The organism is Nakamurella sp. A5-74 (assembly GCF_040438885.1).
Taxonomy (GTDB): domain Bacteria; phylum Actinomycetota; class Actinomycetes; order Mycobacteriales; family Nakamurellaceae; genus Nakamurella.
Genome location: NZ_CP159218.1, coordinates 2,084,111 through 2,095,882 on the forward strand (window position 1 = coordinate 2,084,111; position 11,772 = coordinate 2,095,882).

At 69.5% G+C, this 11,772-nt stretch carries 12 protein-coding genes; 7 read left to right on the forward strand and 5 right to left on the reverse strand.

Annotated features, from left to right (window positions below):
- Nucleotides 1-36: 36 nt before the first annotated feature.
- On the reverse strand, nucleotides 37-621 hold the full coding sequence (locus ABLG96_RS09565; protein WP_353651102.1) for a TetR/AcrR family transcriptional regulator: 585 nt from the start codon (nucleotides 619-621) through the stop codon (nucleotides 37-39).
- 79 nt (nucleotides 622-700) lie between these two features.
- On the opposite strand from ABLG96_RS09565, the gene ABLG96_RS09570 reads away from it, so the two are divergent.
- The 5 genes from ABLG96_RS09570 to ABLG96_RS09590 all read left to right on the forward strand — a co-directional run bounded on the left by ABLG96_RS09570 (nucleotide 701) and on the right by ABLG96_RS09590 (nucleotide 4,889).
- On the forward strand, nucleotides 701-1,480 hold the full coding sequence (locus ABLG96_RS09570; RefSeq protein WP_353651103.1) for an SDR family oxidoreductase: 780 nt from the start codon (nucleotides 701-703) through the stop codon (nucleotides 1,478-1,480).
- Nucleotides 1,481-1,620: 140 nt separating this feature from the next.
- On the forward strand, nucleotides 1,621-1,803 hold the full coding sequence (locus ABLG96_RS09575) for a hypothetical protein (protein WP_353651104.1): 183 nt from the start codon (nucleotides 1,621-1,623) through the stop codon (nucleotides 1,801-1,803).
- A 166-nt stretch (nucleotides 1,804-1,969) separates the two neighbouring features.
- Nucleotides 1,970-2,470, forward strand: a complete 501-nt coding sequence (locus tag ABLG96_RS09580; protein ID WP_353651451.1) for a DUF3145 domain-containing protein — start codon at nucleotides 1,970-1,972, stop codon at nucleotides 2,468-2,470.
- A 110-nt stretch (nucleotides 2,471-2,580) separates the two neighbouring features.
- The gene (locus tag ABLG96_RS09585; protein ID WP_353651105.1) at nucleotides 2,581-3,387 is read left to right on the forward strand and encodes a hypothetical protein; all 807 of its coding nucleotides are present in this window, start codon (nucleotides 2,581-2,583) and stop codon (nucleotides 3,385-3,387) included.
- A gap of 332 nt (nucleotides 3,388-3,719) precedes the next feature.
- Nucleotides 3,720-4,889 carry a glycoside hydrolase family 3 N-terminal domain-containing protein gene (locus tag ABLG96_RS09590; protein ID WP_353651106.1) on the forward strand — a complete coding sequence of 390 codons (1,170 nt, stop codon included), beginning with the start codon at nucleotides 3,720-3,722 and terminating at the stop codon, nucleotides 4,887-4,889.
- Nucleotides 4,890-4,911: 22 nt separating this feature from the next.
- On the opposite strand, the gene ABLG96_RS09595 is transcribed toward ABLG96_RS09590, so the two are convergent.
- Nucleotides 4,912-5,604 (reverse strand): response regulator transcription factor, encoded by a 693-nt coding sequence (locus ABLG96_RS09595; RefSeq protein WP_353651107.1) that lies wholly within the window; start codon nucleotides 5,602-5,604, stop codon nucleotides 4,912-4,914.
- 110 nt (nucleotides 5,605-5,714) lie between these two features.
- Here ABLG96_RS09595 and ABLG96_RS09600 point away from each other — a divergent pair, with 110 nt between their 5' ends.
- Together ABLG96_RS09600 and ABLG96_RS09605 are read left to right on the forward strand one after the other, a co-directional pair.
- Nucleotides 5,715-7,196, forward strand: coding sequence for a cation:dicarboxylase symporter family transporter (locus ABLG96_RS09600; RefSeq protein WP_353651108.1), 1,482 nt, complete (start codon nucleotides 5,715-5,717; stop codon nucleotides 7,194-7,196).
- Nucleotides 7,197-7,339: 143 nt separating this feature from the next.
- A complete protein-coding gene (locus ABLG96_RS09605; protein ID WP_353651109.1) occupies nucleotides 7,340-9,127 on the forward strand; it encodes an ATP-binding protein in 1,788 nt (595 codons plus the stop codon).
- Here the strand turns inward: ABLG96_RS09605 and ABLG96_RS09610 are convergent.
- The 3 genes from ABLG96_RS09610 to ABLG96_RS09620 form a co-directional block, all read right to left on the reverse strand.
- On the reverse strand, nucleotides 9,096-9,734 hold the full coding sequence (locus ABLG96_RS09610) for a VWA domain-containing protein (protein ID WP_353651110.1): 639 nt from the start codon (nucleotides 9,732-9,734) through the stop codon (nucleotides 9,096-9,098). The two genes, ABLG96_RS09605 and ABLG96_RS09610, sit on opposite strands and share 32 nt — an antisense overlap.
- 10 nt (nucleotides 9,735-9,744) lie before the next feature.
- Nucleotides 9,745-10,125, reverse strand: coding sequence for a hypothetical protein (locus ABLG96_RS09615; protein ID WP_353651111.1), 381 nt, complete (start codon nucleotides 10,123-10,125; stop codon nucleotides 9,745-9,747).
- A gap of 218 nt (nucleotides 10,126-10,343) precedes the next feature.
- Complete coding sequence (locus ABLG96_RS09620) at nucleotides 10,344-11,771, reverse strand: carboxyl transferase domain-containing protein (protein WP_353651112.1); 1,428 nt, start codon at nucleotides 11,769-11,771, stop codon at nucleotides 10,344-10,346.
- Nucleotide 11,772: the final 1 nt, after the last annotated feature.

The window sequence follows — 11,772 nt, forward strand, 5'->3', positions numbered from 1 at the left end:
GCGCAGCTGTGATCAGCGACGGGGGCACTGATCAGGTCAGGCGACGGGCCGCGGGAGGGTGTCCACCGTTGCCTGGGCGATGCGGTTCCTCGTCTCGATGCCCACCCCCGCTTCCGCGAGCGCCTCGAGCCCGCGATGGGTGGTGACGATCAGACCGCCGAGCACCCCGGCGTCGGCGGCTGGATCGATGTGCCCCGCGCTCTGCGCCTGCTCGATGACCCGCCGGCAGCTGTCGAGCAGGCTTTCGAAGGTGGCGAGCGACCGGGCCGCAACGGCGTCGTTCTCCCAGGCCAGTTCGGCCGTGGCCTTGGCCAGCAGGCAGCCGCGTCGCTCGGTGTCGTCCTCCGATGCCCGCAGCCACGTACGGACCCGTTCGAGCGCCAGGTCTTCGGGGCCTACGACCAGCGCGGCACCGCTCTGCTCCGCTGTCGTGCAGTAGTCGTCGAACACTCGCTGGAACAGGGTCTCCTTGTCGCCGAATGCGCCGTACAGGCTGCCCTTGCTGAGCCCCGTCGCACGGGACAGATCGCCGACCGAGGTGCCGTGGAAGCCGGTCTCGTCGAACCGCCGATGGGCGGCGACGAGAACGTCCTTCTCGTCGAACTTGCGTGGTCGCGCCATGTCGTCACCATACCCGGTTCTGAACTTTCGGTCCGAAACTTCTGGACGTTCGGTCCAGAATGCGGTTATGGTGGACCGTATGTTCAGAACCCTTGCTCCGCCAGATGCCACCGAGTTCGCCGGGAAGCGTGCCATCGTGACGGGAGGTTCTCGCGGGATCGGGGCCGCCGTCGTGCAGCGCCTGCTCGACGGCGGCGCGAGCGTCGTAGCGACGGCACGAACCGTCACTGACGAGACACCGAGAGCTGCCACCTTCATCCCAGGGGACATCAGCACGCCCGCGGGCGTGCAGAGCTTCGCCGCGGCTGCACTCCGCGACCTCGGCGGCGCCGACATCGTGGTCAACAATGCGGGCGCGGCTCGCACCCATCTCGGTGGCATCACGTCCATCCCGGACGAAGAATGGCTCGACGCCCTCGCGCTGAACTTCTTGTCCGCCGTGAGGGTCGTCAACGCACTTCTGCCTGCACTGCACGAGGCCGGGCCGGGCAGCGCGATCGTCAACATCTCGTCGTTGACGGCGTTCACCCCGACGCCGGCAATGGCCCACTACGGCGCCGCGAAGGCCGCGCTCAACGCCTACGGCAAAGCGCTGGCCCTCGAGCTCGCACCCGCCGGGATCCGCGCCAACACGATTTCCCCCGGCAACGTGCTGACCCCGGGCGCGGACGCCATCCGCCAGGACTTTGCCGACGCAGCGGGCGTCCAGCTCGCCGAGATCACCGCCGGCGTTCCGCTGGGTCGTCCCGGAGACCCGCGCGACATCGCCGAGGCGGTCGCCTACCTCGCATCGGATCGGGCTCAGTGGGTGAGTGGGGTGAATCTGAACATCGACGGCGGAGAATTCCCGGTCGTCTGACCGGTCGGGTCCGCTGAGCGCCCGGGCGGTGTTTGCCACCGGCGGACCCTGGGCTCGATACTCGACGTGGGTGACCGGCCGTCCGGCCCGGACCCGCTCGACATCGACTCCGGGTGACGTCACTCCGGCGAGGAGAAGCCATGTTCCGACTGTTGCTGGGTGCTGCGCTCGGATACGTCCTGGGATCCAGGGCCGGCCGGGAACGGTACGAGCAGATCAAGCGGGCCGCGGTGCGCACCGCCGACCACCCCGCTGTGCAGGGAGCGGCCGGCTTCGTCCAGGCCAAGGTCACCGAACTGCTTCCCGGACACAAGGCTTCCTGACCCGGGCCGCGTCTGTTTGTCCGAGTTGGTGGCGCCCAGAGGTCACAGGGTGCACAATGTGAACACAACTTCACTCGTACCACACGCGCAGTGAACAGGCCGGTCCAGCGCACCCAGCATGAGGCTCCCCGTTGGGGAAGACGTCGGAGCCGATCAGCGGAGGTGCCTGGTGACACGTGCAACACGTGGTGTGGTGTTCGTCCATGCGGCGCCGGCAGCCATCTGCCCGCATGCCGAATGGGCCATCTCGTCCGTCCTGGGTGGACGGGCGAGCCTGCAGTGGACCCCGCAGCCGGCCGCCCCCGGTCAGCTGCGGGCGGATCTGTCGTGGACGGGTGAGCCCGGAACCGGTAGTCGGATCGCCGCCGCGCTCAAGACCTGGCCGATGCTCCGGTTCGAGGTCACCGAAGATCCGAGCGAGGGGTGCGACGGTGAACGCATCTGTCATCTCCCCGGGCGGGGTGTCTGGCGCGCGAGCACCGGGGCGTCAGGTGACGTCGTCGTCCCCGAAGACCGCCTGCGCAGCCTGCTCGACCACGGCTACGGCGCCGAGAAGCTCGCGCACGAACTGAACCAACTGCTCGGTGCCGACGTGGATGCTGAACTGGAGCCGTACCGTCGCGCTGGCGACGGATCTCCGATCACCTGGCTGCACCAGGTCGGCTGATCGCGGCCCGCCGTTTCCGGTGCTGAACTCCGTCGAGGGACCTGACCCGCGGTCACCACGTCAGTAGGGTGGTTTTCTGACCCCCCGACCGACGGATCCTTGAGGAGTTGGTGAGCATCACCGAGCGTCGACTGACCGGAACACTGGTCGCGTTGCTGATCGTCTGCCTGATCGCAGCCGCAGCCACGGCCGTGCTGCTGGGTCGTCAAGCAGCCGTCGCTGCCCGGGCGTCCGAGCCGGTCACTCCCGCTGTAACGGTGCCCCCCACCGATCGACCTGCACTGTCGACCGCACGTCCACGACCCACCGCGTCCCGCATCGGTCAGTCTGATCCGACTCCAGCGGTGTCCGGGTCCGATCAGCCCGATCCGGCTCCGGCGGCGTCCGGCACCGATGAGCCCGACGCGACCTCGGTGACCACTGCGTCGCCGTCGGAACCGACGTCCACGAGCCCCAGCAGCTCTGCGCCGGTTCCCAGCACTGCACCGACGACCGCGGAACCGACCGGCACGGCATTGGACCCGCCGGTCGAGCTCTCCGCGCAAGCCGCCAAGCATCCGGATGCCACCGCGATCCAGGAGCTGGTGTCCCTCAACTTCAGGTCCATCAACACCCTCGACTACCAGTTGTGGGCCGACACGGTGACCCCCGAGCAGTCCGCCGCCTTCGGTCCGCAGGAATGGCTGGACGCCTACCGGACCTCCAAGGATCGCGGCATCGAGATCGTGGCCATCGAACCCGATACCCGGTGGATCACCATCACGTTCAACTCCAGCCAAGCGATCGACAAGGCTCCCGCTGACGAGCCCTCCACCTGTCTCAACTGGAAGATCGTCCGTCCGGTGGTGGACGTGAACGGCAAGCTGCGGCTGGCGAAATCGGTCGAGGGTCTGTCCAGCTATCACGGTTGCGAGTGATCGGCCCGGTACGGCCCCCGCATCCGGGCCACAAGTCATGGCGTCGAGCACTTCCGTTGGCGATCGGGTTGCTCGTGCTCTCGGGGTGTTCGGGGTCGGCGAGTTCCCCGACGCCGGCGGGTGGCACCGCCACTCCCGCCTCGTCCGCCATGTCCGCTGCCTCCACGAGCGCCGCATCCACGAGCGCGCCGTCCACCCCCGGATCGCCCGCCCGTCGATCCTCGTCCGCGTCGTCCGGGCCGGTGGCGACCTCGTCTGCGCACAGCCACTCCCGCCCTCCGTCGAGCCCGCCGACTAAACCGCCGAGCGCCGTCGCGGATGGGCCGGCGACCGTGGCCGCCGCGCGCCCAGCCACGACCGGACTCAGGATCACCGCGGCAGACGAGCGACGGGCCGAGCAGCAGGTCGCCGCCCTGTCGGTGCGGGAGCAGGCTGCTCTGGTGCTGATGCCCGCGGCGTCGGAGGTCAGCGCAAGGGTGTCGTCGGTGCGGTACGGCGGCGTCATCCTGATGGGCTCCGACGGGGTGGTCGACGGCACCGGTCGCGGTACCCCGGTCGAGGTGCGGGGCTACGTCAGCGCACTGCAGGCGCAGCGGCCGGCAGCGTGGGGACCGATGTTGGTCGCTGTCGACCAGGAGTACGGGGACGTCGCCAGGTTGGTGAACGGCTTCACCGAGTTCCCGGGTGCGTCGGTGCTCGCTTCCGGTGGGCGGGACGATGCCGTGGAACTCACCGAACGGGCCGCAACGGCCGCCGCTCAGGAGATGCGCGCCGTCGGCGTCACCATCGACTTCGCGCCCGACGCGGACGTGTTGCCGACCGACGGCGGATCGGCCATCGGGGGCCGTTCCTACGGCACCGATCCGGCGACCGTCGGCTCCTTCGTCGCGGCAGCGGTCCGTGGCTACCAGAGCGGGGGCGTGGCGGCCACCCTGAAGCACTTCCCGGGCATCGGCGGGTTGTCCTCGGACACCCACGAGGTGCTCCCCACGATCGAGCAGTCGTGCGCCAGCTGGAACAGCTCTTCACGGGTGCCGTTCGCCGCTGGGATCGACGCGGGTGCTGCCCTGGTGATGACGGGACACGTCCTGTTCCCCGCTGCCGGCGTTTCCGAAGAGCCGGCGAGTCTGTCGCCCACCGCGGTCGATGATGTGTTGCGCGGCAAGGGATCCAGCGGGTGCGGCGGACTCGGCTTCACCGGGATCTCGGTCAGCGACTCGTTCCAGATGGCACCGGTGGCCGATGCGTTCTCGCCCGGCGAGGCCGCCTGGCGTGCCCTGGCCGCTGGTCAGGATCTGATCCTGTTGCCGGCCTCTCCGGACAAGGCTTTGACCGGGATCGTCGACGCCGTCGACTCCGGTCAGCTCCCGGCCGACCGACTGCGCGACGCTGCCACCAGGATCCTGACGTTGCAGGCCGCGACCGACAACGTCGTGGTGCCGCCGCTGTCGGTGGTCAACTCGGCCGAGCACCGGGCGCTCGCGGCAGCGGCGAGGGGCTGATGCGGCAGCGCCGACCGCTCGCTCACTGCGTCGAGCGGTAGCCGATCCCGCGGACGGTGGTGACCACGTCCCGGCCGCCGAGTTTGCCGCGCAGGGACGCCATGTGCGCCTCCAGTGTCCTGGCTGCCGCCGCGTCGCTGACGCCCCACACCTCGACCAACAGATCGGCGCGGGGAACGACCGCCCCGTCCCGCCGCGCCACGGCTGCCAACAGATCGAACTCCTTGCGCGTCAACGGGATCGGGGCGCCGTCCGCGGTGACCGTCCGGGTCCGCAGATCGATGCGGACACCGCCGACCTCCAGGGTGGGGGCCAGCGACGTCCCCTGACTGCGCCGCACCACGGCGTCGATCCGGGCCAGCAGTTCCTCCGGGTCGATGGGTTTGACGAGATAATCGTCGGCCCCGCTGCGCAGACCCTGGACCCGGGAAGCGACAGCTCCACGACCGGTCACCGCGACCACCGGAACGCTGGAGTGCGCGCGGATCGCCGCGCAGACGGCCAGCCCGTCACGGTCCGGCAACCCCATGTCCAGCAGCACGATGTCCACCGCCGCCGGGTCGGCGACCGCGGTCCCCACCGCGCCCTCGAGCCCCAGCGCCTGCAGGGCAGCGGTACCCGTGCGGACCCAGACGACCACATGGTTCTCCCGGACCAGCACCCGACGCAGCGCATCGCCGAGCGACGCGTCGTCCTCGACCAGCAGCACCCGCATCCGCTCAACGTAGACGCCGATGCTCAAGGTTTGCTCAAGGAGCCATCCGCAGGGCTGTCGCACTCCGGGCCCCGTCCCTACTGTCACCGAGGTCACAGTCCGCTCGGACGGTGACCGTCAAGGAGGACGACATGGCCACGATGAGCACCCACGCCGGCAGCAGCGGCACGGCACCGCGCAGGCGCCGCTTCTTCACCCAGCTGTGGTTCTGGGTGCTGGTCGGGATCGGTGCAGGCATCCTGGTCGGGCTGTTGGCTCCGGGCGTCGGCCAGGGATCCAAGTGGATCGCGGACTCCTTCGTACAGATGATCAAGGTGATCGTCGGCCCCGTCATCTTCTGCACGGTGATCATCGGCATCGCCTCACTCGGCAACCTGGCCAGGGCGGGTGGTCTCGCCCTGCGGGCGTTGAGCTACTTCCTGTTGATGACGGTGATTGCGCTCGGCCTCGGACTGCTCGCCGCCAACCTCTTCAAGCCCGGCAGCGGGTTCGAGGGCACACCCTCGGCCGCGGCGATGGCGTCTGCGGAGAAGTCGATCGGGACGGCAACCGCGGCAGACACCGGCGGATTCATCGGCTTCATCCAGAACAGCCTGCTGCCCAAGAGCTTCCTGGGTCCCTTCGTGGAGAACTCGGTGCTGCAGATCCTGGTGCTGGCGATCCTCACTGCTTGCGCCATCAGCGCACTGGCCGCGCCCTTGCGCACGAGGCTGGTCGGCGGTATCGAGGCTATCGCCAAGGTGATCTTCGGCATCATCAAGCTGATCATGTGGGTCGCTCCGGTCGCGGCATTCGGCGGGATGGCCTACACCGTCGCTCAGTTCGGCTCCGCGTCACTGAAGAACCTCGGCCTGCTGATGGCCGTCTTCTGGGGCACCTGCCTGGTGTTCGTGGTCGTGGTGCTCGGCGTCGTCAGCGCTCTGTCCGGCTTCAACATCCTGAAGGTCATCCGCCTCATCAAGGACGAGCTGTTCATCATCGTGGGCACCAGCTCGTCGGAGTCGGTGCTGCCCCGGCTGCTGACCAAGCTGCGCGCGGCCGGCGCCTCCCGCCAGACGGTGGGTCTCGTCATTCCCACCGGGTATTCCTTCAATCTCGACGGCACCTGCATCTACCTGACGTTGGGTGCGCTGTTCATCATCCAGGCGGGCAACGAGAGCCTGCCGATCGGCGTCCAGATCGGCTTGGCCCTGCTGATGCTGCTGACCTCCAAGGGCGCTGCAGGCGTCACGGGGGCCGGCCTGGTCACCCTGGCCGCCTCGTTGCAGGCTTTCGGCGGCGAGTTCTTCAGCGCCGAGGCGATCGCGGTCGGGATCGCGCTGATCATCGGCATCGACCGGGTGATGAGCGAGGGACGCGCGCTCACCAACTGCATCGGCAACGTCGTCGCCACCCTGGTGATCGCCCGTTGGAACGGCGAACTGGACCGTGCGCGACTGGCCGCCGTGCTGGATGATCCGTCGTTGGTGGACGAGGCGATGGAGCGCGAGCACGGTGCGCAGCAGGAGGAGATCGGGCAGTCCGAAGCACTGCCGGCGCCGCGGGTGGCGTTGGACAAGGACGACCGGGAGGCCAAGCGGGCGCTGGTCTGACGTGCGGCCGACCGTCAATGGCACGAGCCCGCCGCGGAGCGCAGTGTTCGGGGCGACAGTTTCAGGTGAGACAGTTTCTGGTGACACAGTTTCTGGTGACACAGTCTCACCATGACCCTGCTCGACGGCGACAGAGGCTCACCGTGACCCGGTCTGTCACCGGCACGCAGCAGGAGTCCCCCAGGAGACCTGCCCGTCGACGGTCCTCGCTCGTACGCCAGCTGCTGCTGGTACAGGTGCTGTCGGTGCTGATCACCGTCGGCGGGCTGGCCGCGCTCGGCACCTGGGGGGCCGCACAGCTCGAGCTGGCCGCCGCCGGGAGGTTGACGGCGTCGATCGCCTCGTCCGTGGCGGTCGATCCGCAGGTCGTGACGGCCTTCGCCGGGCCGACGAACGTGCGGTCGAGGTCGGCAGTGCTGCAGCCGCTGGCCGAGCGGATCAGGATCGCCACCGGATCGTCGTTCATCGTGGTGATGTCGCCCCTGGGCATCCGCTACAGCCACCCCGATCGGAGCAGGATAGGCCTGCCGTACCAGGGCTCGATCGCCGCCGCAGCAGCTGGCGGCACCTTGACGGAGGAGTTCGTCGGCACGCTCGGCCCGTCCGTCCGCACCGTGGTCCCGGTGGTACGGGACGGGTCCGTGGTCGGGCTCGTGTCCGTCGGCGTGCTGCAGACCACCATCCGTGAGCTCGCCGCGCGGTACCTGCCGCTCATCCTGGCTGCCGCCGCACTCGGCATGCTGCTGGGCGGGCTGATCGCACTCGGCCTGGCGCGGTGGCTGCGCCGACAGACCCTGGGTCTGGAGCCGGAGGAGATTGCCGCCGCCTACCTGCACCACGATGCCGTGCTGCACGACGTCGGCGAGGGTCTGCTGGTGCTCGACGGCGCGGGTCGGGCCGTGGTGGTGAACGAGGAGGCGCGGCGATTGCTCGACCTGCCCGACTCTGCGCCACAACCGGTTCATCGCTCCCGGCGGGTGTTCCAGGCCAAGGGTGCCCGGGCCTTCGATCCGGCAGTGAGCGAGCTGCCGGGACTGGATCCGGCGGTGCGCGCGGTGCTGCAGCGCGGCCGGACCGACGACCTGGTCGACGAGCCGGTGCCGTCGGGCGAGCGGGTGCTGCTGGTGACCGTCCGGGCTGCCGAGCGTGAAGCAGGTCCGGGGGTGCGGATCTTCTCCTTCCGCGACCGCACCGAACTGACCGAGGCCATCCGGGCCCGCGACGATGCCGTCGACCGGGCTCGCACCCTGGCCATCCGCACGCACGAGTTCGGCAACCGTATGCAGACCGTCCTGGCGTTGGTGCACCTCGGCGACTCGGCCGAGGCGATCCGCACCGGACGGGCCGCCCTGCACCGGACCCGCGGACCGGAAATGGCGATCGCCGCCGAGGTGCGCGACCCCGTGTTGGCTGCACTGCTCGCGGACAAGGCCGCGCAAGCGGCCGAGATCGGCGTGCGGGTGACCGTCACCGATCGGCTCGACGCGCTGGGCGATGGCCTGCTGCCCTTCGCCCCCGACGACCTCGTGTCCCTGGTCGGCAACCTCGTCGACAACGCCGTCGAAGCGGTGCTTGCCGTTCCCGACGGCCTGCGGACGGTGCACATGCAACTCGACCTCAGCGACGACGTGGTGCAGATACGGGTCCGCGACACCGGCGCCGGAGTGCCCGAGGACCTGGCGGAGGAGCTCTTCGAGTTCGGGTTCTCCACCAGGATCGACCCCAGCGGCCGTGAGCGCGGGATCGGTCTGGCCCTCATCCGGCGAATCAGCCGGCGGCTGGGCGGGGACGTGCGGGTGCAGGTGCCGCAGCTCGCGGACATGGGCAGCGAGTTCGTCCTGACGCTGCCGTTGCCGCAGGATCCCACGCCGGACCGGGCGCCGGCCCCCACCGCCCCGGTCAGCGGGACCGGTTGCGTTGATCCTGGCTGAACGTCGGCATCGGGGCGGAGCTGCTCGCCAGACGCGCGGCGCGGTAGTCCCGGACGTTCGCCGAAGTGGCCGACAAGGTCTCGGCCACCCTGCCGCGACTGTAGGAGATCGACTGTCCCGCAGCGACTCCGAGTGAAGTGCCGACCTCGATCGCATCCTGGTCGGCACCGAGATAGAGGAACTGCCACTCGTACTGACTGGTCTGCTGCTCGACCAGCTTCTTGATCGCCGGATGCGTCCACTCGTGGCTGGCGTTCTCGTGGCCGTCCGTCATGATCGCGACGATCACCGTGCCGGGCCGATCGTCCTCGGACAACGCAGTCAGCGCTTCCCCCGCCGTCGTGATGAGCGTGCCCATCGAGTCCAGCAACGCCGTCGAACCCCGAGGTGCCAACTCCAGCGGCGGAACATCGGCGATCGGCATGTCCCGATAGACGATGTCGTAGGTGTTGTCGAACTGGGCGAGCGTCACCCGACACTCGCCCGCGGCGGCGCGCTGCTCTCCGATGAAGGCGTCGAACCCGCCTTCGGTGTCGGCCTTGATGCTCTGCATCGAGCCGCTGCGGTCGAGCAGGAAATACAGGTGGGTCAGGGTCGCATCGGGCATGCGGGGCTCCTCAGGTGGGGCGGCGCAGCTTGAACCGTAGTGGTTCTCGTTGCGTCGCAGCGGGTTCGGCTTGCCCGGCCGCACGGTCGTACTGGGCGCGGCGGACTCCGTCGGCGGTCACCCGACCGGCGTCGTTCGCATACGCCCCGAGTGTGCGCGTGCGTGCCAGTCGGGGTCCGACGGCATTCTCCGAGAGTCCGGCGGAGGCCCCGGCGGATCGCAGGGTGGCTCCCTCGGACAGCACGGCTGCCGCCATCGTGTCGTCGATCAGACCGGCCAGCTGTTGTGCGGCCGATCGCAGATGTGGCAGAGCCACCAGCGGTTCGAGACGCTGGGCGGCATCCAGATCGGATCGGATCGCGTCCCAGGGGGACCGGTCTTCGCGGGACATGCTCCGACCATACCGCACAATGTGCGGCGCCGCAGAATATTCGCCGCCCGGGGGAGCGATCCCGGTCGAGCGGCGGGATCCATCCCTTGATCGCCCGAAAGGTCTGATCACGTCGTTCGGCCAGGTCCGCCTGCTCGAGTCCGCCTGCTCGAGTCCGCCTGCTCGAGTCCGCCTGCTCGGGTCCGCCTGCTCGGGTCCGCCTGCTCGAGTCGGCGGTGCTACAGCGGGATGTTGCCGTGCGCTCCGCGGCCGGCAGGGGCCGACGCGAGCGCCTCGGCCACCCGGCGGCGGGTCTCCGAAGGCTGGATGACCTCGTCGACCACGCCGATGTCGATGGCGCGCTGGACGCCGCCGGAGAGCCGGTCGTGTTCCTCGGCGAGCTGCGCGATCACCGCGTCACGCTCGTCCTCCGGAGCGGCGGCGATCTTGCGGCGGTGCAGGATGCCGACGGCAGCCTTGGACCCCATGACGGCGATCTCGGCACCGGGCCAGGCGAAGACCGCGGTGGCACCCAACGACTTCGAGTTCATCGCGATGTAGGCACCTCCGAAAGCCTTGCGGGTCACCAGGGTCACCCGCGGCACCACTGCTTCGGCGAAGGCGTGCAACAGCTTTGCGCCGCGGCGCACCACGCCGTCCCACTCCTGGCCGACTCCCGGCAGGTAGCCGGGGACGTCGACGATCACCAGCAGTGGGATGCCGAACGCGTCGCACATCCGGACGAACCTGGACGCCTTCTCTGCCGACATCGAGTCGAGACAGCCGCCGAGTCGCAACGGGTTGTTGGCGACCACCCCGACCGTTCGGCCACCCAGCCGGCCGAGACCGATCAGGATGTTCGGCGCCCACTTGGGCTGCAGTTCCTCGATCGGCTCGTCCAGGATCTTGTCGACCAACGGCCGCACGGCATAGGCGCGGTTGCGCTGCTCGGGCAGCACCGCCTCCAGGTCGGGGTCGTCGGCGATGCCGGCGACGCCGGAGATCCCCGGCCGGGAGAACAGCGAGGTGACCTTGCGAGCGCGGGCGAAGGCGTCGTCCTCGGAGGTGGCGACGATGTGCACCACACCCGACTTGCGGCCGTGGGCAGACGGTCCGCCGAGCGCCTCCATGTCGACCTGCTCGCCGGTCACGGACTTGACCACGTCAGGGCCGGTGACGAACACCCGGCCCTCCGGGGCCATGATCACGATGTCCGTCAGTGCCGGGCCGTAGGCGGCGCCGCCGGCGGCAGCTCCGAGCACGACGGAGATCTGTGGGACCCGGCCGGAGGCGCGCACCATGGCGGCGAACACGCTGCCGACGCCGTCCAGCGAGGCCACTCCCTCGGGCAGGCGGGCTCCGCCGGAGTGCCACAGCCCGATGACGGGGATACGTTCACGGACGGCCATGTCGATGGCGTCCACGATGTGCTTGCATCCCTCGAAGCCCATCGCTCCGCCCATCCGCGTGCCGTCGGTGCAGTAGGCGATCACCTTGGCCCCGTCGATCCGGCCGCGGACGGCCCACACACCGGAGGTGTCGGTCGGGTGCAGGCCGATCAGGGTGTCGGGATCGAGCAGCTTGACCAGCCGGACCTCCGGCTCCCGTGGGTCGAGCTGACGCGGCCCGAGAGCAGCGGTGGACGCGGGGGATTCGGTGGCGGTCACG